Source organism: Streptomyces sp. NBC_00989 (assembly GCF_045162655.1).
Lineage (GTDB): Bacteria > Actinomycetota > Actinomycetes > Streptomycetales > Streptomycetaceae > Streptomyces.
This window is the reverse complement of record NZ_CP108728.1, coordinates 2,710,062-2,733,623: the sequence shown is the minus strand read 5'-3', so window position 1 is coordinate 2,733,623 and position 23,562 is coordinate 2,710,062. Positions and strand designations below refer to the sequence as shown.

Here is a 23,562-nt window from a genome sequence, read left to right as displayed (position 1 = left end):
TCACCACCAACGGCGCGCCGGGAACGGTCCTCGGTACCCCGTGTGCGTGGCCGTCCGGTGCTCGAACTCCCCGCAGAGCCAGGTCTCCTGGACGAATTCGGTGTGCTGGTCCCAGACCGCGAAGATCCCCGTCGGGCCGTGCTTGCCGTCGACCTGCCGGTAGCGTTCCTTGGCGTCACGGAAGCAGGCGAGCCCCGCCATCAGCCCGTTGCCGGCCGGGTTGTAGTCGGACCAGGCGCACGCGATGCATGCCCGGAGCCTCACCCCTGCCGGGAGTTGGCGCTGGATGTCGTGCAGCGCCGACTCGAAGTCCCCCTGGCCCTCCCCGTTCCGGTACTCCCGCCCGTCCAGGCGCAGGGTCGTGGTCAGCGTCTCCGCGTCCAGCCCGCGCCCGGGACCGCCCGGGCCGCCGAGCCGCAACGCGCAGTCCAGCGCCGCCGTACGTACACCCTGGCCCTCGACCGTGACGGGCATCGGCACCTCCCACTCCAACAGGCAGGCGCACAGCGCCCCGTCGAAGAAGGTGAACGGGGCCTCCGGTGGCTCGCCGCCGAGTGCGCCGAGGTCGTCCATGGTGTCGCCCTCGAAGCGGACGCCCCGGATCGTCGTGCGGACCAGCTCCCGGCCGTCCGACTCGAAGACGACCGCCTCGGTGCCGTGCCGGTCGGTGTACCGGCCCGGCCAGAACTGCACGGCGCTCACGCGGGGTTCTGGCTGGCCAGCGCCTCCGACAGCTCGCCGGCCACCTGCTGGAGCACCGGCACGATCTTCTCGGTCGCCGACTCGGTGACCCGGCCCGCCGGGCCCGAGATCGAAATCGCCGCCGCTGTGGGGGAGTTGGGCACGGAGACGGCGAGGCAGCGCACGCCGATCTCCTGCTCGTTGTCGTCGATCGCGTAGCCGAGTCGGCGCACGTCCTCCAGCGCCGCGAGGAAACCGTCGGGCGTGGTGATCGTCTTGTCGGTCGCGGCGGGCATGCCGGTACGGGCGAGCAGCGCGCGCACCTCGTGGTCCGGGGTGTTGGCGAGGAGGGCCTTGCCGACGCCGGTGGAGTGGGGCAGGACGCGCCGGCCGACCTCGGTGAACATGCGCATCGAGTGCTTGGACGGCACCTGCGCGACGTACACGATCTCGTCGCCGTCGAGCAGCGCCATGTTCGCCGTCTCGCCGGTCTCCTCGACCAGCCGGGCCAGATAGGGGCGGGCCCAGGTGCCGAGCAGCCGGGACGCGGACTCGCCGAGGCGGATCAGGCGCGGGCCGAGCGCGTACCGGCGGTTCGCCTGCTGACGGACGTAACCGCAGACCACGAGCGTGCGCATCAGACGGTGGATGGTGGGGAGCGGCAGGCCGCTGCTCGCGGAGAGCTCGCTCAGGCCGACCTCACCGCCCGCGTCGGCCATCCGCTCCAGCAGGTCGAAGGCGCGCTCGAGGGACTGGACACCACCGGTGGCGGACTTGGTGGAATCGGTGGTGCTGGCGCTGGACGGCGGCACGGCGCGTTCCTTTCGGCACGGGCGGGAAGGGCTGAAGCCTACCCGGGGGTCGGTTGACTCCCCGCCTGTGCGTAGCTACGTTCTGCTTGCCGGAAGTTTAATTCCGCTTTGTGGAAACGTCCAGAGTGTGTGCGTGAGGCGCATCGTGGAGAAGTGTGCCCTTGACGGTACGGGAGCGGGAGTGAAGACTCCTTCAACAGAACGTTGAATTCCGTTACGTGGACGTAAATCCCGTTTCCCGGAAGTAACAACGGCGGCAGAGAGAGGGGTCCGGGTGTCCGACGCAGAACTGGTGGTGCGCTCCACACGTGTCATCACTCCCGAGGGGACACGCGCGGCGGCGGTCGCGGTCGCCGGGGGGAAGATCACGGCCGTCCTCCCGTACGACGCCCAAGTCCCGTCCGGGGCACGGTTCGAGGACTTCGGGGACGACGTCCTGCTGCCCGGCCTGGTCGACACCCACGTCCATGTGAACGACCCCGGGCGCACCCACTGGGAGGGCTTCTGGACCGCCACGCGCGCGGCGGCGGCCGGCGGCATCACCACGCTCATCGACATGCCGCTCAACTCCCTCCCGCCGACGACGACGGTCGACAACCTCCGCACGAAGCGGGAAGTCGCCGCGGAGAAGGCCCACATGGACGTCGGCTTCTGGGGCGGGGCCCTGCCCGACAACGTCAAGGACCTGCGCCCGCTGCACGACGCCGGCGTCTTCGGCTTCAAGGCGTTCCTGTCCCCGTCCGGCGTGGACGAGTTCCCGCACCTGGACCAGGACCAACTCGCCCTGTCCCTCGCCGAGATCGCCGGTTTCGACGGCCTGCTCATCGTGCACGCGGAGGACCCGCACCACCTCGAAGCGGCCCCGCAGCAGGGCGGCCCCAAGTACGCAGACTTCCTCGCCAGCCGCCCGCGCGACGCCGAGGACACGGCCATCGCGGGTTTGATCGCGCAGGCGAAGCGCCTCGACGCGCGCGTGCACGTCCTGCACCTGTCCTCGTCCGACGCACTCCCCCTCATCGCCGCCGCCAAGGCCGAGGGTGTCCGCATAACCGTCGAGACGTGCCCCCACTACCTGACCCTCACGGCCGAGGAAGTCCCGGACGGCGCGAGCGAGTTCAAGTGCTGCCCGCCCATCCGCGAGTCCGCCAACCAGGACCTGCTGTGGCAGGCGCTGGCCGACGGCACGATCGACTGCGTGGTGACGGACCACTCGCCATCGACCGCGGACCTGAAGACCGACGACTTCGCCACCGCGTGGGGCGGCATCTCCGGCCTCCAGTTGAGCCTCGCCGCGGTGTGGACGGAGGCACGCAAGCGCGGCCACGACCTGGCCGACGTGGTCCGCTGGATGTCATCGAGTACGGCCGAGTTGGCGGGACTTGACCAGAAGGGCGCCATCGAGGCGGGCCGCGACGCCGACTTCGCGGTCCTCGCGCCCGACGAGACGTTCACCGTCGACCCGGCGGCCCTCCAACACCGCAACCGCGTCACGGCGTACGCCGGAAAGACCTTCAGCGGCGTCGTGAAGTCGACGTGGCTGCGCGGCGAACGCATCGTGCTGGACGGAGAGTTCACCGACCCGAAGGGCCAACTCCTGACCCGTACCCCCTGATTCACCCCCCGCACCCGCAGCGGCCTACGTCTGAAAGGCAGACCTTGTGACGGCGATACCCAGTTTCACCGGCGACGCGAACCCCTACGGAGGCGGTGACCCGTACGCGGACTACCGCACGGCCGACTTCCCCTTCACCCAGTACGCCAACCTCGCCGACCGGCAGCTCGGCGCCGGTGTCATCGCCGCCAACGACGAGTTCTTCGCCCAGCGCGAGAACCTCCTCGTGCCCGGACCCGCCGAGTTCGACCCCGAGCACTTCGGCCACAAGGGCAAGATCATGGACGGCTGGGAGACCCGCCGCCGCCGCGGCGCCTCGGCGGACCACCCCTGGCCGACGGCGGAGGACCACGACTGGGCACTGGTCCGCCTGGGCGCACCCGGCGTGATCCGCGGGATCGTCATCGACACGGCCCACTTCCGCGGCAACTACCCGCAGGCGGTGTCGGTCGAGGGAGTATCGCTGCCGGGCTCCCCGTCCCCCGAGGACCTGCTCGCCGACGACGTGAAGTGGACGAGCCTGGTCCCGCGCACAGCGGTCGGCGGCCACGCGGCGAATGGTTTCTCCATCTCGCTGGAACAACGCTTCACCCACCTCCGCGTCAACCAGCACCCCGACGGCGGCATCGCCCGCCTGCGGGTCTACGGCGAGGTCGTCCCCGACCCCAACTGGCTCGCGGCGCTGGGTACTTTCGACGTGGTCGCCCTGGAGAACGGCGGCGGCGCCGAGGACGCCTCCAACCTTTTCTACTCACCCGCGAGCAACACGATCCAGCCCGGCCGCTCCCGCAAGATGGACGACGGCTGGGAGACCCGCCGCCGCCGCGACCAGGGCAACGACTGGATCCGCTACCGCCTGGCGGCCCAGTCCCAGATCCGCGCCGTCGAGATCGACACGGCGTACCTGAAGGGCAACAGCGCGGGCTGGGCGTCGGTGTCGGTACGGGACGGCGAGACCGGCGACTGGACCGAGATCCTCCCGCGCACCCGCCTCCAGCCCGACACGAACCACCGCTTCGTCCTCCCGACCCCGGCGATCGGGACGCACGCACGCGTGGACATCTATCCCGACGGCGGGATCTCACGGCTGCGGCTGTTCGGCTCGCTGACGGAGCAGGGGGCGGCGGCACTGGCGGCCAGGCACCAGGAGCTGGGCGGCTGAGACGGGCCTTCTGACCCCCGGGGCGTTCGCCTCTCAACGCCGGGCCGGCACCCTTCAGCCCGTCCGGCGTTTGAGGACGAGGCCCCTTCAGGGCCGACGGGGGTCTGGGGCGGAGCCCCCGGAGGCACGCGAGCCACAACGCACCCGCACTCGGAACCGAGACGGCCACCCGCTACGTTCTCCTTTCGTGACCCTTCAGCAAGAGATCGTCGGCAACGCCATGCAGATGGCGGTCGTCAACCTGAACCCCGGCCAGACCGTGTACTGCGAGGCCGGAAAGTTCCTCTTCAAGACGACGAACGTGACCATGGAGACCCGCCTCGGCGGATCGTCGAGCGGCGGCCAGCAACAGGGCGGCGGCTCGGGCGGCAGCGGCATGGGCGGCATGCTCAGGCAGGCCATGGGCACCGCCATGCAGGTCGGCCAGCGCGCACTCGCCGGTGAGTCGCTGGCGTTCCAGTACTTCACCTCCCAGGGCGGCGAGGGCACCGTCGGCTTCGCGGGCGTGCTCCCCGGTGAGATGCGCGCCCTGGAGCTGGACGGCACACGCGCGTGGTTCGCGGAGAAGGACGCCTTCGTGGCCGCCGAGTCCACCGTCCAGTTCGGCATCGCCTTCCAGGGCGGCCGCACCGGCATGAGCGGCGGCGAGGGCTTCGTCCTGGAGAAGTTCACCGGGCACGGCACGGTGATCATCGCCGGCGCGGGCAACTTCATCGACCTGAACCCGGCCGACTTCGGCGGCCGCATCGAGGTCGACACCGGCTGCCTCGTCGCCTTCGAGGAGGGCGTCCAGTACGGCGTCCAGCGCATCGGCGGCCTCAACCGCCAGGGCCTGATGAACGCGGTGTTCGGCGGTGAGGGCCTCTCCCTGGCCACCCTGGAGGGCAACGGCCGCGTCATCCTCCAGTCCCTCACCATCGAGAGCCTCGCCAACGCCCTGAAGAAGGCCCAGGGCGGCGACAAGCAGGGCCCGACCGGCGGCATGTTCTCGACCCACGCGGGCTGAGATGCCGTAGCGGAGACCAAGAGATGCCGTAGCGAGGACCGATGAGTTGCGGGGGCCCGTGGGGTCTGAGCTGATGACACCATCCGCTCCCGCACCAGGAAGCAGGCACCCGACATGGGCAAGCTCGTCTCCACCCTCTTCGTCACCCTCGACGGCGTCTACCAAGGCCCGGGCGGCCCCGAAGAGGACACCCGCGGCGGCTTCGAGCACGGCGGCTGGAGTTTCGTCTACGGCGACGACGACTTCGGCCGGTTCGTGGTCGAGGTCTTCGACCGCTCCGGCGCCTACCTGCTCGGTCGTCGTACGTACGACATCTTCGCCGGGTACTGGCCGCTCAAGACCGACCCCGCCGACCCGATCGCCGCCAAGCTGAACGCGCTGCCGAAGTACGTCGCCTCGTCGACCCTCACCGACGCCTCCTGGGCCGGCACCACGGTCCTCGGCGGCGATCTCGCCAAGGAGGTCACCGACCTCAAGGAGCGCACCGAGGGCGAGCTCCAGGTGCACGGCAGCGGCGCCCTCGTCCGGTCCCTCCTCGCGCTCGGTCTTGTCGACACGCTCCACCTGGTGACCTTCCCGGTCGTGCTGGGCAGCGGCCTGCGCCTGTTCCCCGAGGGCACCGACCCCATGGCCTTCCGGCACACGGGCGGGCGCATCACCGGCACCGGCGTCTCCATCCAGTCGTACGACCTGGCGGGCCGCCCGACCTACGGGTCGTACGCCGACGCGGACGCGGAAAACACCTAGTCAGCTGGGGTCCGCGCCGGTACGGTGATCGTTCCGTGTGGCAGCCACCGATGTCTCCACCCCTTCGCCGGAGACCGGGAGAGCCGCCCCCATGTCCTCGATCGCCGTACCGTCCGCCGCCCTGCCCCGCCGAGCCTGGCTCACCGACCTGCCCGTCCTGCTGGTCGCGGTGGTCTGGGGCGCGAGCTATCTCGCCGCCAAGGACATCACCACGGCCCGTACGGTCCTCGCCGTCCTGGTCCTGCGCTTCGCCCTCGTCCTGCCCGTCCTGGCGGTCGTGGGCCACCGCTCGCTGCGCGCCCTGACGGCCGCCCAGTGGCGCGGCGCGGGGCTGCTCGGACTGATCCTCGCCGGGATCTTCCTCCTGGAGACCTACGGCGTCGTCCACACCTCGGCGACCAACGCGGGCCTGATCATCAGCCTCACCATGATCTTCACCCCGCTCGCCGAGTCCGCCGTGACCCGCACCCGGCCCTCCCGCGCCTTCCTCGGCGCGGCGGCCCTCTCCGTGCTCGGCGTGCTGCTGCTGACCCAGGGCGCGGGCTTCACCCGCCCCTCCCTCGGCGACCTCCTCATGCTGCTCGCGGCCCTCGCCCGCACCCTGCACGTCCTCGCCATGTCCCGCACCAAGTCGGTCCAGGGTGCCGACGCACTGTCCCTGACCACCGTCCAACTCGGCACCGCCGTCGCGGTGTTCGCGATCCTGTCGACCGGCGCCGACACCACACCGTGGGCCACGGCCGCCGACTTCGGGCCACGCGAGTGGGCCGGACTGCTGTTCCTCTCGGTGTTCTGCACCCTGTTCGCCTTCTTCGTACAGATGTGGGCCGTCCGCCGGACCTCGCCCTCCCGGGTCAGCCTGCTGCTCGGCACCGAGCCCCTGTGGGCCGCCGCGGCCGGCATCGTTCTCGGTGGCGAACGACTCGGCGCGTTCGGGCTGGCAGGCGGCGTCCTCGTGCTTGTGGGGACCGCGTGGGGACGCGGTGCCGCACGTTAACTCCCGGAAAACTCATCGGACTTGACGGGAAAAACCACGGAGTTGTCATTGACATGCCACGGTCTACGCGCGTCATCATGGAGCCATGAGATTCCCCCCACGCGCTACTCGTATCGGAGCCGCAGCTGCTCTCCTGTCCGCCCTCGTCGTGGGCGGCACCGTCTCCGCCACCACGGCGGACGCCGCTGCCGGCTCGGTCGGCAGCATCTGCTATAGCGACCTGCCCTCGCAGGCCTACGACACGCTCGACCTGATCGCGTCGAACGGCCCCTTCCCCTACTCGCAGGACGGCACGGTCTTCCGCAACCAGGAAGGCATCCTGCCCAGCCAGTCGACCGGCTACTACCACGAGTACACGGTCAAGACACCGGGTTCGTCTACGCGCGGAGCGCGTCGGATCATCACCGGTGAGGAGACCGAGGAGGACTACTACACCGCGGACCACTACGCCACGTTCGACCTGATCGACTTCGACTGCTGAGTCGACGACCAGCTGCACCACTGCCCGCCCCTCGCCCCGCGGCTCCCCCCACGATCATGGGCCGCGGGGCGAGGCATGTCCGCCGAAAGTCTGTGATGGCGCGACTTTGGTCGCCGTTCCCCCGCGCGGGGTGGGTCACCTGGCCCGGTCCCGCATAGATTTGTCGACCGTGACAGGTGACAGGACCACGCAGGTACCGCAGGCGTTCGCGGGGCGCCGATGGCTGCTGCCGTCCGCAGTGGCCGACGAACTCGATCCCGACGTCGAACGGCGCGGACGGCCCCGCCGTACCGCACGCGACTGGGTCGTCGACGTCTGCTGCTTCCTCCTGGCCGTGACCATCGGACTCCTGGCCGCGCAGACGCTCGACAACGACACCGCGACCCCGCACTCCCTCGCCGTCGTCGACCAGTTCTTCGGGGTCCTCGCCTGCGGCGCGGTCTGGCTGCGCCGCCGCTGGCCGCTCGGGCTGGCCGTCGCGATGATCCCCGTCGGCCTCGTGTCGAACACCGCCAGCGGCGCCGCCATGGTCGCCGTGTTCACCCTCGCCGTGCACCGGCCCTTCCGCTACGTCGCCTGGATCGGCGGCATCCAACTCGCCCTGGCGCCGCTCTTCTACTGGATGCGCCCGGACCCTGACCTGCCGTACGCCGGCGCGGTCCTGTTCACCGAACTGCTCACCCTCACCGTCATCGGCTGGGGCATGTTCGTCCGCTCCAAGCGGCAGCTCATGCTGAGCCTGCGTGACCGCGCCCGGCGCGCCGAGACGGAGGCGGAGCTGCGGGCCGAGCAGGCCCAGCGGCTCGCCCGCGAGGCCATCGCCCGCGAGATGCACGATGTGCTCGCCCACCGGCTGACCCTGCTGAGCGTGCACGCGGGCGCGCTGGAGTTCCGGCCGGACGCGCCCCGCGCGGAGGTCGCGAGAGCGGCCGGTGTCATTCGCGAGAGTGCCCATGAGGCCCTCCAGGACCTGCGGGAGATCATCGGCGTGCTGCGCGCGGGCGAACCCGACGACACGGGCCGCCCGCAGCCCACGCTCGGCGCCCTGGACGCGCTGGTCACCGAGTCCCGCGAGGCCGGCATGAAGGTCACCCTCGCCAACCGGGTCACCGACCCCGCAGCGGTCCCGGCCTCGGTCGGCCGCACCGCCTACCGCATCGCCCAGGAGGCCCTCACCAACGCCCGCAAACACGCCCCCGGCGCGGAGGTCACGGTGACGGTCACCGGCACCCCGGGCGAGGGCCTGGTGATCGCCGTGCACAACCCGCCCCCGGAGGGCGAGGTCCCCCATGTCCCCGGTTCCGGCCAGGGGCTGATCGGGCTGACCGAGCGGGCGACGCTGGCGGGGGGACGGCTGGAGCACGGCCCGGAAGAGGGCGGGGGGTTCCGGGTGCGGGCCTGGCTGCCGTGGGGGTGAAGCTCGTTCGGCGCCGCGGGTAACTCCCGTCCCGGGTAAGGGAGATGAAGGTCGCTCCCGGGAAGTCGCCGCACGTGTGCCCAGTGCCGCCCGCCTGCGAACAGGGGGCGTCGCGGGGGAGCGCGCTGGAGAGTGCGGTGGGGAGTGCGCGCCGCGCGGCCCGGACCGCTCCGGCACCGCCCACGCGGACTCCGGCCAACTCGCAGGCTCCGCCGACGTGTTGGCGCGGGGCGGCAGCCGGGCCAGGGTGCCCGGGGCGCTGCCGTGGAGCACCGATCGCACTGCCGTCCCGCCGCCCCGGAGTCGCTCCCCGAGGGCCATCCCGCTCGGGCCGCCGCCGTCGCCGCTCGCGGTGTCGACGGCATGGCGGCCGGCCTCGGCGTGGGCAGCGAGGATGCGCGCACGACTCCTTGGGCGCCCCGCCCGGCACCGCGGACCACGCCACCACCCGCCTCGCCGCCGTGGTTACGTAGCCCCATGACTGCGATCAGACTGCTCCTCGTCGACGACGACCCGCTGGTGCGGGCCGGGCTGTCCTTCATGATGGGCGGCGCCGCCGACATCGAGATCGTCGGCGAGGCCGCCGACGGCAGCGAGGTCGAGGAACTCGTCGACCGCGTCCACCCGGACGTCGTGCTCATGGACATCCGCATGCCGTCGGTCGACGGACTGACCGCCACGGAGCGGTTGCGCGCCCGCGGCGACGTGCCCCAGATCGTCGTCCTCACCACCTTCCACGCCGACGAACAGGTGCTACGGGCCCTCCGCGCGGGCGCCGCCGGCTTCGTCCTCAAGGACACCCCGCCCGCCGAGATCCTCGACGCCGTACGCCGGGTCGCGGCCGGTGACCCCGTCCTCTCGCCCGCGGTCACCCGCCAGTTGATGGAGCACGCGGCGGGCACCGCCACCGACACCCGGCGGGCACGCGCGCGTGAACGCCTCGCCGCCCTGGGGGACCGCGAACGCGAGGTCGCCATGGCCGTCGGCCAGGGCCTCGCCAACGCCGAGATCTCCACCGGCCTCTTCATGAGCGTCGCCACCGTGAAGACCCACGTCTCCCGCATCCTGGCCAAGCTCGACCTCAACAACCGTGTGCAGATCGCCCTGTTGGCGTACGACGCGGGCCTGCTCGAAGAGGACGGCGAGAGCGGGCACTAGCGGCTGCCGCCGTCCGTTCCCATTGCACTGGGAGATCTCGGGGGATCGACCGGGAGGGGGCAGGCATGACCGAAGTGATCGATCTGGGGGAGTTCGGCGAGGCGTTCCGGCGGGACCCGCACCAGGTGTACGCCCTGCTGCGGGAGTCGGGCCCGGTGCACCGCGTGCGGCTGCCGGCGCCGGACGAGCACCACGTGACCTGGCTGATCGTGGGGTACGAGGAGGCGCGCGCGGCGCTGGCCGACCCGCGACTGGCCAAGGACGGCGGCAAGATCGGCGTGACGTTCCTCGACGAGGAGCTGATCGGCAAGTACCTCCTGGCCGCCGACCCACCCCAGCACACCCGCCTGCGCGGGCTGATCACCCGCACGTTCACCATGCGCCGGGTCGAGGAACTGCGCCCGCGCGTCCAGCGGATCACCGACGACCTGCTCGACGCGATGCTGCCGTCCGGCCGCGCCGACCTCGTCGAATCGCTCTCCTACCCGCTGCCGATCACCGTGATCGGCGAACTCCTGGGCGTGCCCGAGATGGACCGCGCGGAGTTCCGCAAGCTGTCCACGGAGGCGGTCGCACCCACCAGTTCGGGCACCGAGTACGACGCGTTCGTACGGCTCGCCGCGTACCTCGCCGACCTGATCGAGGACAAACGCTGCGCGGGCCCCGGCGACGACCTGCTCAGCGACCTGATCCGCACCACCGCCGAGGACGGCGACCGGCTCTCCCCGCAGGAACTGCGGGGCATGGCCTTCATCCTGCTCGTCGCCGGTCACGAGACCACCGTCAACCTCCTCACCAGCGGCATCCACGCCCTGCTCACCCACCCGGACCAACTCGCCGCCCTGCGCGCCGACATGACCCTGCTCGACGGCGCGATCGAGGAGATGCTGCGCTACGAGGGCCCGGTGGAGAACGGCACGTTCCGGTTCGCCGCCGAGCCCCTGGAGATCGCCGGCACCCCGGTGGAGCGGGGCGATCCGGTCATGGTCGGCCTGACCGCCGCAGACCGCGACGGGGACCGCTTTCCCGCCCCGGACCGCTTCGACATCCGCCGCGACACCCGAGGCCACCTCGCCTTCGGCCACGGCATCCACTACTGCCTCGGCGCCCCCCTGGCCCGCCTCGAAGCACGCACGGCGATACGCACCCTGCTGGAGCGCGCCCCCGGCCTCACCCTGGCCGGCCCGCCCGGCGACTGGCTCCCGGGCATGCTGATGCGCGGGATGCGGGCGCTGCCGGTGCGCTGGTAGAACGGCTGCACGGGCGGCCGTGGCGGCGGCGGTGCCCTGAAGGCCGTAGCAACAGCAACCTCGGCAGCAACTGCCGTAGCCGCAGCCGTCGTTGAAGTCGCAGCAGCCGTGACAGCCGTAGAAATCGTGGACCCTGTAGGAGGCCCGCCCTCATGACCGCAATCGCCGAGTTCGCCGAGTTCGACCTGACCATGGCTCGGAAGGCGCTGGAGAGCCAGCCCTTCAGCAGGCTGATCGGCGCGCGGCTGAGCGCCTTCGGGGACGGCGTCGCCACGCTGGAGATCGACATCAGGGAGGATCTCCAGCAGCAGAACGGCTTCGTGCACGGCGGAGTCCTCGCCTACGCCGCCGACAACGCGCTCACCTTCGCCGGCGGCACGGCACTCGGCCCCGCGGTCCTCACCGGCGGCCTCACCATCCAGTACGTCCGCCCGGCCACCGGCCGCACCCTGCGCGCCCACGCGCAGGTCGTCCAGGCCGGCCGCCGCCAGGCCGTGGTCCGCTGCGACGTCCTCGCCGTCGCCGACGACGGTACGGAATCTCTCTGCGCGGTCGCCCAGGGCACGGTGCTGGCGGTCCGTACGTCCTGAGCGCCCTTCGAAGAGCCTGAGGAGGGATCACCGTCCACGAAACGCCTGCTCAGCTGTAGGGGAGCGCACCCGCGATCTCCGCGAGGCGGACCGGTCTGTGTTCGCGTCTGGACACTTCGCAGGCCTCGGCGATGCGCAGTGCCTGCAGGGCCTCGCGGCCGTCGCACGGGTTGGTGCGCTGGCCTACGACGACCTCGACGAAGGCGATCAACTCGGCCTCGTAGGCGGGTCCGAAGCGCTCCAGGAAGCCGGTCCACGGCTTGGTCGCGGCCGGGGGACCGGTCGGCTCGGTGGACGCGATGGGCGTGCGGTCGTCCAGGCCGACGACCACCTGGTCGAGTTCTCCGGCCAGTTCCATGCGGACGTCGTAGCCCGCCCCGTTCAGTCGCGCGGCCGTCGCTGTCGCCAGCGTGCCGTCGTCCAGGGTGAGGACCGCCGCGGCCGTGTCGATGTCACCGGCCTCGCGGAACATCGCGGGACCGGCGTCCGAACCGGTCGCGTACACGTCGACGACCTCGTGCCCGGTCACCCAGCGCAGCATGTCGAAGTCGTGGATCAGGGTGTCCCGGTACAGCCCGCCGGAGATCGGCAGATAGTCGGCCGGGGGAGGCGTCTGGTCGGAGGTCGTCGCGCGGACCGTGTGCAGCCGTCCCAGCCGCCCGGAGCGCACCGCCTCCCGGGCACCCGTGTAGCCCGCGTCGAACCGGCGCTGGAACCCCATCTGAAGGATCGTTCCCGCCGTTTCCACCTCGGCGATCGCCTGCAACGAGCCCGGCAGGTCCAGGGCGATGGGCTTCTCGCAGAACACCGGGAGCCCGGACCGCGCCGCTCTCCCGATTAATTCGGCGTGCGCCGACGTCGCCGTAGTGATCACCACGGCGTCCACGCCCCACTTGAAGATCTCCTCCGTACTCGGTGCCGCCGTTTCCCCCAGCCGGTTCGCCAGCTCCTGGGCCCGTGCCGGGTCCACGTCCGTGAGGATCAGCGAACCGACCTCACGATGACGGCTGAGGGTCCTGGCATGGATGGTCCCGATGCGGCCCGTACCGATGACTCCGATGCGCATGGGAACAAACTGAGGGCCGACCAGCCACGCTGTCAATGCGTATGTCCGGACAATCGAACTACATCACTTCCCGTCAACCATTCACACAGCTACGCTCGGCCCCGTGCCGAAACCAGATGTGGACCCGACAGTGCCGCTCGAGCTCAGCGTGGACCGGAGCAGCCCGGTGCCGTTGTACTTCCAACTGTCCCAGCAGCTGGAGGCCGCGATCGAACACGGCTCGCTCACCCCCGGCAGCCTGCTGGGCAACGAGATCGAACTGGCCGCCCGGCTCGGCCTGTCCCGGCCCACCGTCCGCCAGGCCATCCAGTCACTGGTCGACAAGGGCCTCCTGGTGCGCCGCCGGGGCGTCGGCACCCAGGTCGTGCACAGCCAGGTCAAACGCCCGCTGGAACTCAGCAGCCTCTTCGACGACCTGGAGGCGGCGGGGCAGCGCCCCGCCACGAAGGTCCTCGTCAACACCGTCGTCCAGGCCTCCGCCGAGGTCGCGGCGGCACTCGGCGTGGCCGAGGACAGCGACGTACACCGCATCGACCGGTTGCGCCTCGCGCACGGCGAGCCGATGGCGTACCTGTCCAACCACCTGCCGCTCGGCCTGCTCGGTCTGGACACCGCGCAACTGGAGGCCACCGGCCTGTACCGGATGATGCGCACCGCCGGGATCACCCTGCACAGCGCCCGCCAGTCGATCGGCGCCCGCGGCGCCACGGCGGAGGAGGCCGAGCGCCTGGCCGAGCTGGAGGGCGCCCCGCTGCTCACCATGCAGCGCACGACGTTCGACGACACGGGCCGAGCGGTGGAGTTCGGCAGCCATACCTATCGACCGACGCGCTATTCGTTCGAGTTCCAGCTTCTGGTACGTCCCTGAGCGCACTCCTTCGCCCGCGATGTTTGTCATAATGTCCGGACGATTTGGCTGGGTTGTTCTTCCTGGTCGAAATGCGCTGGACGATTTACGCCGTGGAGCGCAACGAGGTCAGGGGCGCGGGGCTGTTTCGATTTGCGGCTCCGCCGCGGGGCGCGACCAGCCACGATGCAGCCGCACCGAACAACGATCCGCACCCCCCTTCAAGCCCCCGCACAGCACCTGGTGTCACGGTGAGGCAGAATCGGGCCTTGATGAGCACCTACGGCAACTTCAGCGCCCCTATAGGCTCCCGGCGTGCCCCCGCACTGAGGACGGTCGGCACCCGCGAGCGGAGGTCGCACCTCACGGCCCCCCGCGTGCCGACCGTCGGCATCGACATCGGCGGCACCAAGGTCATGGCGGGAGTCGTGGACGCCGACGGCAACATCCTGGAGAAGCTCCGCACGGAGACCCCGGACAAGTCCAAGAGCCCCAAGGTCGTCGAGGACACCATCGTCGAACTGGTCCTGGACCTCTCCGACCGGCACGACGTGCACGCGGTCGGCATCGGCGCGGCCGGCTGGGTCGACGCCGAGCGCAACCGGGTCCTGTTCGCCCCCCACCTGTCGTGGCGGAACGAGCCCCTCAGGGACCGCATCACGAGCAGGCTCTCCGTGCCGGTCCTGGTGGACAACGACGCGAACACCGCCGCGTGGGCCGAGTGGCGCTTCGGCGCCGGCCGCGGCGAGGACCACCTCGTCATGATCACGCTCGGCACCGGCATCGGCGGCGCGATCCTGGAGGACGGCCAGGTCAAGCGCGGCAAGTGGGGCGTCGCCGGCGAGTTCGGCCACATGCAGGTCGTGCCCGGCGGCCACCGCTGCGCGTGCGGCAACCGCGGCTGCTGGGAGCAGTACAGCTCGGGCAACGCGCTGGTCAGGGAGGCGCGGGAGCTGGCCGCGGCGGACTCCCCGGTGGCGTACGGGATCATCGAGCACGTCAAGGGCAACATCGGCGAGATCACCGGGCCGATGATCACCGAGCTGGCCCGTGAGGGCGACGCGATGTGCATCGAGCTGCTCCAGGACATCGGCCAGTGGCTCGGCGTCGGCATCGCCAACCTCGCCGCCGCCCTCGACCCGTCCTGCTTCGTGATCGGCGGCGGTGTCTCGGCCGCCGACGACCTGCTGATCGGCCCCGCGCGGGACGCGTTCAAGCGGCAGCTCACCGGCCGCGGCTACCGCCCCGAGGCCCGCATAGTGCGCGCCCAGCTCGGCCCCGAGGCCGGCATGGTCGGCGCCGCCGACCTCGCCCGCCTGGTCGCCCGCCGCTTCCGCCGCGCCAAGCGCCGCCGGGTCGAGCGGTACGAGCGCTACGAGCGGTTCGCGGAGTTCCGGCGCGGCAGCCAGGACACGGCATGACCGCATCGCTGCCCCGCCAGGCCGTACCCAGGGACGAACCTCCCCGACCACCCGAGGACCCCCGCCACAAGGCCCGCCGCCGAGCGATCACCCTGCTCATCATCGTGCTGCTCATCGGCGTACCAGCCGGCTACTTGGCGATCTCCGCCAACCAGAGCCGCAACAGCGGCAAGGACAAGGAGGACAAGTACTCGGCGACCGGACTCACCGTGGGCTGGCCCTCCAAGGTCCAGCGCCGCCTCTACCAGGTACCGGTCCCGCACCCGGCCGAAGAGGTCGCCTTCTACGAGACCAACAACTGGAAGACCAGCCGCCTCTACGTCCAGTTCCAGACCACCGACGCGGGCCTGGACACCTTCCTCGCCGGCATAGACGTCGACCGGAACACGCTGAAGAAGAACGACATCACCATCAGCGCCCGCGACCAGAAGATCACCGGCTGGAAGTTCACCCGCCCCGGCCCCTGGTGGGGCGTCGTCAACAAACAGAAGGACCCGGCCCCCACCCAGGACATCGTGGTGAACCTGTCCGACCCCAAGCTCCCCATGGTCTACGTCGTCTCCCGCACGGTTCCTTAGCGGGTTGCCCCGGCCGGTCGCCGGAGCCGATTGTCAGACCCCGCCCGTAGAGTCGAAGACAGCTGACACGACTGACGGGCGGGAGGTGACAGGACGTATGACGGACACGGCACAGACGGAGCAGATCTCCGTGCGACTGGCCGCGGTCTTCCTGCCGTCCCCCGTCGTCCCGCGCGAGGGCCGCATCGCCTTCTGGGACCCCGACGGAGCCCTCGACGGCGAGAGCACCCTCCCCGAAGGAGACGCGGAACAGACGGAACTGACCGTCGTACGACGACACGGCTCCGGAGTCCGCCGCAGGCCGACCCCCGCGCTGACCCTGCCGATCGAAGCGGCCCTGCCGCTGCTCGTGCGCGCCCGCCGCGACCCCGCCGCCCATCCCGCCACGGCCTGCTGGGGCGCCGCCACCCTGCACGCGCTGCGGCTCGCGGCCCGCGGCCGACTGCTCCCCGGGCTCACCGCGTCGGGCCACGACGCGTGGCGCGCGGGCCCCCTGGAGCCGGAGGACATCGCGCACGTCCGCGCGGTGGCGGCGGCCCTTCCGTACGAGGGCCACGCGGTCCCGCTGCCCGGCCCGGGCCCGCTCCGGCTGCCCGAGCCGGAAGCGCTGATGCGGTCCTTCCTGGACGCGGTCGCGGACACCCTGCCCCGCACCCCGGCCGCGCCGTACACCTCCGGAATGCCCTTCGCCGCGCGTCCGCCGCAGCGCCTGCGCGACGCCCAGGACTGGGCCGCGGAGGTCGCCGCCGGCATGGACGCGGGCGTGCGGATCTCGCTCCGCCTGGACCTGTCGGCGTACGACCTGTTCGACGACGGCGGGCGGGTGCGCAGCGCGGGCGCGGCGATCGTCCAGGTGCACAGCCTCGCCGACCCGACCCTCGTGGTCGACGCGGCGGCCCTGTGGGCGGGCACGGCGGACACCGCCTTCGGCCCCCGCGCACGCGTGGACGCCGCGCTGGCCGTACGGCGGGCGGCGCGCGTCTGGCCTCCGCTGGACCGCCTCTCCGAGCAGGACGTGCCCGACGTACTGGCCCTGTCCGAGGAGGAGTTGGGCGAGCTGCTCGGCATGGCGGCCACCCGGCTCGCGGCGGCCGGGGTCGCCGTCCACTGGCCCCGGGACCTGGCGCAGGACCTGACGGTGTCCGCCGTGGTCCGGTCGGCGCCGGGCTCCGCGACCGACGGCACGGGCTTCTTCGAGAGCGAGGAACTCCTCCAGTTCCGCTGGCAGTTGGCGCTCGGCGGCGACCCGCTCACCGAGGCCGAGATGGACCTGCTGGCCGAGGCCCACCGCCCGGTCGTACGGCTGCGGGACCAGTGGGTGCTGGTCGACCCGGCCCTCGTCCGCAAGGCCCGCAAACGCGAACTGGGCCTGCTCGACCCGGTCGACGCGCTGTCCGTCGCGCTCACCGGCACCGCGGAGGTGGACGGCGAGCGGGTGGAGGCGGTCCCGGTGGGCGCGCTGGCGACCCTGCGCGACCGCTTGACGGCAGGCATCCAACCCGCCGAACCACCCCCGGGCCTGGACGCCACCCTCCGGGACTACCAACTCCGGGGCCTGGCCTGGCTCGACCTCATGACCTCCCTCGGCCTGGGCGGCTGCCTGGCCGACGACATGGGCCTGGGCAAGACGATCACCCTCATCGCTCTGCACCTACGGCGGGCCCACCGCGCCCCCACCCTGGTGGTCTGCCCCGCCTCGCTCCTGGGCAACTGGCAGCGGGAGATCACCCGCTTCGCCCCCGGAGTCCCGGTCCGCCGCTTCCACGGCACGGACCGCACCCTGGAGGACCTGACCGGCGGCTTCGTCCTCACGACGTACGGCACGATGCGCTCGGCGGCACCCACCCTCGCCCAACAGCCGTGGGGCATGGTCGTCGCGGACGAGGCACAGCACGTCAAGAACCCGTACTCGGCGACGGCGAAGGCCCTGCGCACGATCCCGTCCCCCGCGCGCGTGGCGCTGACCGGCACCCCGGTGGAGAACAACCTCTCCGAACTCTGGGCGCTGCTGGACTGGACGACTCCCGGACTCCTCGGCCCCCTCAAGTCCTTCCGCGCCCGGCACGCGCGTGCGGTGGAGAACGGCGAGGACGAGGAGGCGGTGACGAGGCTGGCCCGCCTGGTCCGCCCGTTCCTGCTGCGCCGCAAGAAGTCCGACCCGGGCATCGTCCCCGAGCTGCCGCCCAAGACGGAGACGGACCACCCGGTCCCGCTCACCCGCGAACAGGCCTCGCTGTACGAGGCGGTGGTGCGGGAGTCGATGCTCGCGATCGAGACGACGGAGGGCATCGCCCGCCGGGGCCTGGTCCTGAAGCTCCTCACCTCCCTCAAACAGATCTGCGACCACCCCGCGCTGTACCTGAAGGAGGACCACGCGGCAGCACAGGCCGTCGGGGACCGCCTCGCCGCCCGCTCCGGCAAACTCGCCCTGCTGGACGAGCTGTTGGACACGCTGCTGTCCGAGGACGGTTCCGCGATCGTCTTCACGCAGTACGTCGGCATGGCCCGCCTCATCACCGCCCACCTGTCGGCCCGTGCGGTCCCGGTCGAGCTGCTCCACGGCGGCACACCGGTACCGGAGCGGGAGCGCATGGTGGACCGTTTCCAGGCCGGCACGACCCCGGTCCTCGTCCTCTCCCTGAAGGCGGCGGGCACAGGTCTCAACCTGACCCGCGCGGGCCACGTCGTCCACTTCGACCGCTGGTGGAACCCGGCCGTCGAGGAACAGGCCACCGACCGCGCCTACCGCATCGGCCAGACCCAGCCCGTCCAGGTCCACCGCCTCATCACCGAGGGCACGGTCGAGGACCGCATCGCCGAAATGCTCGAATCCAAGCGGGCGTTGGCAGACGCGATCCTCGGCTCCGGCGAGTCGTCGTTGACCGAGCTGTCGGACCGGGACCTGTCCGACCTGGTGTCGTTGCGGAGGTCGGAGTGATGGGGGGTATGGGGCGGGGTGTGGGTGTGGGGGTGGATCGTGGCGCCGAAGAGGTTCGTCGGGTGGGTGAGGTGATGGCGCTGGCGGAGGACGAGCAGGGGGCGGACGAGGCGTCGGCGGGGGAAGGGGCGGAGGCGCTGCGGCACCGGGCAGAGGAGGCGCCGGAGGCCCCGGCGGAAGAAAGGGCCGAGGCGCATGGATCCCCGGCGGGGGACGCATCGCAGGAGTCGGCCGATGACGCGCCGGAGGCGCAGCGCCCCTCGCTGGAGGAGCGCCCCGCGGACGTGGTGCGGCGGGCGTTGCAGGCGGCGCGGGACCGTGAGAATCGGGGGATGGACGCGGAGGCCGCTGGGGCGGCGGAGTCTTCTCACGCACCGGGCCCGGACCGCGCACCAGTCGACAAGGCCGCGGAGCCCCAGGCCCGGCCGGGTGACGCGGCGCGGGCGGCGCTGCGCCGGGCCGTCGCCGAGCGGCGCGCCGTCGGCGGTTCGGGGGAAGACGCCCTCGCACCGGACGACGGCTCGGTCCAGGGCACGGTGGCGAGTAGCCCGGGAGATGACAGCGCGGGAGAGGACAGTTCGGGAGACAGCCCGGGAGAAGGAGCAGCGGGCCGGCCGCGAGACCCGGCGCGCGCCGGAACCGCCGTTCCGGGCAGCGGAGTTGGAGAAGTTGGTCAAGTAGAACGGTCCGGGGAGGGGACGGCGGACACGTCGGCTGGAGTTCAGGAAGCGGAGACGGTTCAGGAGTCGGCGGGCGGCGCGGGCGGCGGTTCGGTACGGCCTGCGGATGTCGCGCGTGAGGCGTTGCGGGCGGCTCGTGGTGCGGCGCGGAAGGCTCGTGAGGATGTCGGGGCCAGGGGAGTGGAGCCGGTGTCTCGGCCGGTGCCCCGTGCGAGCGCCGGTTCCGAGGGACGACACGGTGGTGCGCAGGGTGTGCGTGGGGGTGCTGGTGAGGCCGGGGTCCGTGAGCTACGGGACTTCCTCGCGGACGCCTTTCGGTTGCCGGCCGATGTGACGGAGCCGGACGATGTGACGCCGCCCACCGAGGAGACCGCACCGGACAACGACCCTTCCACACCGGGGAGTTCACACCCCACGGCGGTCACCCCGACGTCCGCCCACGCACCCACCCGGACTGAACACCCGTCACACCCGTCGCTCTCGCCCACCGCCCCCAACCCGACCCGCGACGACTCGACCTCTGCCTCCTTCTTCCCCTTTCCCGTCCCCACCCCCGACTCCGACCTCATCCCCGCAACCCCCCGAACCCCCACCTCCATGGCCTCCCCCTCCCGCGACAGCGACCTCCGCCGCACCTTCCCCGCCTTCTCAGCCCGCCCCTCGGACAGAGACGCAAACGGAGACGGCGGCGGAGCCGCCAACACCCGCTTCGCCGACACCTGGTGGGGCAACGCATGGGTCACCGCGTTGGAAGAGGGCGCGCTGGATCCCAAGCGGCTGCTGCGGGGGCGGAGTTACGCGGAGAAGGGGCACGTCGACGCGATCACCGTGACGCCGGGGCTCGTGCTCGGGTATGTGCAGGGCAGCCGCGCGCGGCCGTACCGCGTGCAGGTGCGGTTGCGGACGCTGGACGACGCCGACTGGGAGCGGTTCCTGGACGCCGCCGCCGACCGGCCCGGGGACATCGCCGCGCTGCTCGACAAGGAGATGCCCAAGTCCCTTGCGGAGAGCGGAGTTCCGTTGCTGCCGGGGCCCGGCGACCTCGCCCCGCAGTGCAGTTGCCCCGACTCCGGTCACCCGTGCAAGCATGCCGCCGCCCTCTGCTATCAGACCGCCCGCCTCCTCGACGCCGACCCCTTCGTCCTGCTCCTGCTCCGCGGCCGGGGCGAACGCCCACTGCTCGACGCCCTGTCCCGCCGCAACGCGGCCCGAGCGGCCCGCGCCGCCCAGGAGCAGGAACCGGCGGCCCTCCCCGGCGTAAGAGCCACGGACGTCCTCGCAGCGCAGGGGGAGCGCCGACTCCCCCCGCTGCCACGCCCGTTGCCCATGCCCCCGCACCCCGAGCAGCCCCCCGTGTACCCGGCGGCTCCGGGCGGCCCGGACCCTTTCGCGCTCGACCAGTTGGCGACCGACGCAGCCGCCCGCGCGCACGCGCTGCTCAGCACCGGCCGGGACCCGGTCGGGGGCCTGACGTTGTGGCAGGACGCGGTACGGCTCGCCGCGGCCCGCCCCGGTTCGGGGCTGACCGTCACCACCCGTTCCCTCTACGCCTCCCTCGCCAAGGCCACCGGACGAGGCACGGGCGAGCTGGCGCGGGCGGTCGCCGCCTGGCGGCAGGGCGGCATCGAAGGGCTCGCGGTGCTCGAAGAGCCCTGGGACCCACCGGCCGGCCGCTTCGACCGGGCCCGTCCGCTCCTCCTGGCCGCCGACCTCCCGGCCTTCCGCCCCTGGCACAACCACCTCACCCACCCCCACGGCCATGTCCAACTCCGCCTGGGTCGCGACGGCTTGTGGTACGCCTACGAATCGGAACCGGGCGACGAGGACTGGTGGCCCAGAGGCACCCCCGACCTGGACCCGGTGGGCGCACTCACGGGCCTGGGCGCCCCCGGCGAGCTCTGAACCGCCCAAAGCCACCGAGTGTCCTTCGACACAGAGCCCCTCCGGTCCCACAGGCCTGACAGCCGCAGCGCTCCCACCGGTTTCCGGTGAAGGCGGTGTGAGGGTTCCCCACTGATGTGTGGGAGCCGAGTGGGGAGACCGGGGGCCCCACAGCCGGACCGTAAGAAACGGCGGTTACGTTGGAGCGGTGAGCGACATGAAGACCCCTGCCCTCCAGTACCGCTTCGACGGCCCCGAAGACGCGCCCGTTCTCATCCTGGGCCCGTCCCTCGGGACGACCTGGCACATGTTCGATCGCCAGGTGCCCGAACTGGCGAAGCAGTGGCGGGTCTTCCGGTACGACCTGCCGGGCCACGGCGGCTCGCCCGCGCACCCGACCGGCTCGGTCTCCGACCTGGCCGACCGGCTGCTGGCCACGCTGGACGGCCTCGGCGTGCAGCGCTTCGGCTACGCGGGCTGCGCGCTCGGCGGCGCGGTCGGTCTCGAACTGGTCCTGCGCCACCCGGAGCGGGTGGCCTCGCTGGCGCTGATCGCCGCCTCGCCCCGCTTCGGCACGGCGGACGAGTTCCGTCAGCGCGGGGTGATCGTGCGTACCAACGGGCTCGACCCCATCGCCCGCACCTCGCCCGACCGTTGGTTCACCATCGGGTTCGCCGCGTCCCAGCCCGCGATCACCGAGTGGGCCGTACAGATGGTCCGCACCACCGACCCCGGCTGCTACATCGCCGCGTGCGAGGCGCTGGCCGCGTTCGACGTACGGTCCGAACTCGCCCGTATCGGCGTACCGACGCTCGTCCTCGTCGGCTCCGACGACCAGGTCACCGGCCCGGCCGAGGCCCGCACACTGGTCGCCGGCATCCCGGACGCCCGCCTCGCGGTCGTACCCGGCGCCTCGCACCTGGTCCCGGTCGAGCAGCCCGCGGCCGTGACCGACCTCCTCGTCCGGCACTTCTCCACCGCCTGGCAGCCGGCGTACGACCACTCCACCGGGCAGATGGCAATCGTGGCGGCCCCGGTCAAACCGGTCCTCGCCGCGCCGCCGCAGCTCGCGCCGATCGCCGAGATCGCGCCGCCGCCCGCCGTTCCGCCGCAGGACATGGGCCGTCCGGACCCCTACGACGCCGGGATCAAGGTCCGCCGTGAGGTGCTCGGCGACGCGCATGTCGACCGGGCGCTGGCGCAGGCCGACGAGTTCTCCGGGGACTTCCAGGAGTTCATCACCCGGTACGCGTGGGGCGAGATCTGGGACCGGCCCGGCCTCGACCGGCGTTCGCGCAGCTGTGTCACCCTCACCGCGCTGGTCGCGGGCGGCCACCTGGACGAGCTGGCCTTCCACACCAGGGCGGCGCTCCGTAACGGCCTCACCCCGGTCGAGATCAAGGAAGTGCTGATGCAGGCCGCCGTGTACTGCGGGGTGCCCGCGGCGAACAGCGCGTTCAAGGTCGCCCAGCAGGTCATCCGCGAGGAGACGACCCCCACCGAGTGATCGTCGGCCTGGTACCGAAAGCACCAGTCTCACCCGCCCGTCCGCCGTTCCGGCGCGGCAGGATGGACCCATGAAGCTCACCAAGAAGTCGCACGCCTGCATCCGTCTGGAGAAGGACGGCCGGTCGCTCGTCATCGACCCGGGCACCTTCACCGAGGAGGACGCCGCGGTCGGCGCGGACGCGATCCTGGTCACCCACGAGCACCTCGACCACTTCAACGAGGACCGGCTGCGGGCCGGCCTGGAGGCCAACCCGGCGGCCGAGATCTGGACCCTGAAGTCGGTCGCCGGCCAGCTCTCCGCCGCCTTCCCGGGCCGCGTGCACACGGTCGGCCACGGCGACACCTTCACGGCGGCGGGCTTCGACGTCCAGGTGCACGGCGAACTGCACGCCGTGATCCACCCGGACATCCCGCGCATCACCAACGTCGGCTTCCTGGTCGACGGCGGCCGCGTCTTCCACCCGGGCGACGCCCTCACCGTCCCCGACCACACCGTCGAGACCCTGATGCTCCCGGTCATGGCCCCCTGGAGCAAGATCTCCGAGGTCATCGACTACGTCCGCGAGGTCAAGCCGCAGCGCGCCTACGACATCCACGACGCCCTGCTCACCGACCTCGCCCGCCCGATCTACGACATGCAGATCGGCGCGCTCGGCGGCGCGGAGCACCTGCGGCTGGCGCCCGGCGAGGCGGCGGACCTGTGAGTGTCAGACCCGCCCGGTAGGTTGT

General features: G+C 71.8%; 20 protein-coding genes. 17 read left to right on the top strand and 3 right to left on the bottom strand.

Features of this window, described 5'->3' with window-relative positions; all coding sequences use genetic code 11:
• Nucleotides 1-702, bottom strand: a complete 702-nt coding sequence (locus OG714_RS11805; protein WP_406120289.1) for a DUF6304 family protein — start codon at nucleotides 700-702, stop codon at nucleotides 1-3.
• The gene (locus tag OG714_RS11800; protein WP_406120288.1) at nucleotides 699-1,493 is read right to left on the bottom strand and encodes an IclR family transcriptional regulator; all 795 of its coding nucleotides are present in this window, start codon (nucleotides 1,491-1,493) and stop codon (nucleotides 699-701) included. The genes OG714_RS11805 and OG714_RS11800 overlap by 4 nt, the downstream gene beginning before the upstream one ends.
• A 274-nt stretch (nucleotides 1,494-1,767) precedes the next feature.
• Between OG714_RS11800 and allB the strand changes: the two genes are divergently transcribed.
• From allB to OG714_RS11750, 10 genes are all read left to right on the top strand, one after another.
• Nucleotides 1,768-3,105 (top strand): allantoinase AllB, encoded by a 1,338-nt coding sequence (gene allB / locus OG714_RS11795; RefSeq protein ID WP_406120287.1) that lies wholly within the window; start codon nucleotides 1,768-1,770, stop codon nucleotides 3,103-3,105.
• Nucleotides 3,106-3,151: 46 nt separating this feature from the next.
• Nucleotides 3,152-4,267 (top strand): allantoicase, encoded by a 1,116-nt coding sequence (alc, locus tag OG714_RS11790; RefSeq protein ID WP_406120286.1) that lies wholly within the window; start codon nucleotides 3,152-3,154, stop codon nucleotides 4,265-4,267.
• A gap of 187 nt (nucleotides 4,268-4,454) precedes the next feature.
• Nucleotides 4,455-5,273, top strand: coding sequence for an AIM24 family protein (locus OG714_RS11785; protein ID WP_406120285.1), 819 nt, complete (start codon nucleotides 4,455-4,457; stop codon nucleotides 5,271-5,273).
• Between the two features lie 114 nt (nucleotides 5,274-5,387).
• Complete coding sequence (locus tag OG714_RS11780) at nucleotides 5,388-6,020, top strand: dihydrofolate reductase family protein (protein WP_406120284.1); 633 nt, start codon at nucleotides 5,388-5,390, stop codon at nucleotides 6,018-6,020.
• A gap of 91 nt (nucleotides 6,021-6,111) precedes the next feature.
• Nucleotides 6,112-7,017 carry a DMT family transporter gene (locus OG714_RS11775; RefSeq protein WP_406131791.1) on the top strand — a complete coding sequence of 302 codons (906 nt, stop codon included), beginning with the start codon at nucleotides 6,112-6,114 and terminating at the stop codon, nucleotides 7,015-7,017.
• A gap of 85 nt (nucleotides 7,018-7,102) precedes the next feature.
• The gene (locus OG714_RS11770; protein ID WP_406120283.1) at nucleotides 7,103-7,498 is read left to right on the top strand and encodes a ribonuclease domain-containing protein; all 396 of its coding nucleotides are present in this window, start codon (nucleotides 7,103-7,105) and stop codon (nucleotides 7,496-7,498) included.
• A 160-nt stretch (nucleotides 7,499-7,658) separates the two neighbouring features.
• Nucleotides 7,659-8,915 (top strand): histidine kinase, encoded by a 1,257-nt coding sequence (locus OG714_RS11765; protein WP_406120282.1) that lies wholly within the window; start codon nucleotides 7,659-7,661, stop codon nucleotides 8,913-8,915.
• Between the two features lie 477 nt (nucleotides 8,916-9,392).
• Complete coding sequence (locus tag OG714_RS11760) at nucleotides 9,393-10,073, top strand: response regulator (protein ID WP_406120281.1); 681 nt, start codon at nucleotides 9,393-9,395, stop codon at nucleotides 10,071-10,073.
• A gap of 65 nt (nucleotides 10,074-10,138) precedes the next feature.
• A complete protein-coding gene (locus tag OG714_RS11755) occupies nucleotides 10,139-11,323 on the top strand; it encodes a cytochrome P450 (RefSeq protein ID WP_406120280.1) in 1,185 nt (394 codons plus the stop codon).
• A 152-nt stretch (nucleotides 11,324-11,475) separates the two neighbouring features.
• Nucleotides 11,476-11,913 carry a PaaI family thioesterase gene (locus tag OG714_RS11750; RefSeq protein ID WP_406120279.1) on the top strand — a complete coding sequence of 146 codons (438 nt, stop codon included), beginning with the start codon at nucleotides 11,476-11,478 and terminating at the stop codon, nucleotides 11,911-11,913.
• 49 nt (nucleotides 11,914-11,962) lie between these two features.
• Here the strand turns inward: OG714_RS11750 and OG714_RS11745 are convergent, their stop codons facing one another.
• On the bottom strand, nucleotides 11,963-12,979 hold the full coding sequence (locus tag OG714_RS11745) for a Gfo/Idh/MocA family oxidoreductase (protein ID WP_406120278.1): 1,017 nt from the start codon (nucleotides 12,977-12,979) through the stop codon (nucleotides 11,963-11,965).
• 130 nt (nucleotides 12,980-13,109) lie between these two features.
• Here OG714_RS11745 and OG714_RS11740 point away from each other — a divergent pair, with 130 nt between their 5' ends.
• The 7 genes from OG714_RS11740 to OG714_RS11710 all read left to right on the top strand — a co-directional run bounded on the left by OG714_RS11740 (nucleotide 13,110) and on the right by OG714_RS11710 (nucleotide 23,537).
• Entirely contained in the window at nucleotides 13,110-13,847 is a 738-nt protein-coding gene (locus OG714_RS11740; protein ID WP_406131790.1) for a GntR family transcriptional regulator, read from the top strand.
• 251 nt (nucleotides 13,848-14,098) lie between these two features.
• Nucleotides 14,099-15,247 (top strand): ROK family glucokinase, encoded by a 1,149-nt coding sequence (locus OG714_RS11735; RefSeq protein ID WP_026151184.1) that lies wholly within the window; start codon nucleotides 14,099-14,101, stop codon nucleotides 15,245-15,247.
• Complete coding sequence (locus OG714_RS11730; protein WP_406120277.1) at nucleotides 15,244-15,825, top strand: sugar kinase; 582 nt, start codon at nucleotides 15,244-15,246, stop codon at nucleotides 15,823-15,825. Before OG714_RS11735 ends, OG714_RS11730 begins: the two co-directional genes overlap by 4 nt.
• A 97-nt stretch (nucleotides 15,826-15,922) precedes the next feature.
• Nucleotides 15,923-18,763, top strand: a complete 2,841-nt coding sequence (locus OG714_RS11725) for a DEAD/DEAH box helicase (RefSeq protein WP_406120276.1) — start codon at nucleotides 15,923-15,925, stop codon at nucleotides 18,761-18,763.
• Nucleotides 18,764-18,825: 62 nt separating this feature from the next.
• Nucleotides 18,826-21,345, top strand: coding sequence for an SWIM zinc finger family protein (locus OG714_RS11720; RefSeq protein ID WP_406120275.1), 2,520 nt, complete (start codon nucleotides 18,826-18,828; stop codon nucleotides 21,343-21,345).
• Nucleotides 21,346-21,541: 196 nt separating this feature from the next.
• On the top strand, nucleotides 21,542-22,831 hold the full coding sequence (gene pcaC / locus OG714_RS11715; protein ID WP_406131789.1) for a 4-carboxymuconolactone decarboxylase: 1,290 nt from the start codon (nucleotides 21,542-21,544) through the stop codon (nucleotides 22,829-22,831).
• A 70-nt stretch (nucleotides 22,832-22,901) separates the two neighbouring features.
• Nucleotides 22,902-23,537, top strand: a complete 636-nt coding sequence (locus OG714_RS11710; RefSeq protein ID WP_406120274.1) for an MBL fold metallo-hydrolase — start codon at nucleotides 22,902-22,904, stop codon at nucleotides 23,535-23,537.
• The last annotated feature ends 25 nt before the right edge of the window (nucleotides 23,538-23,562 follow it).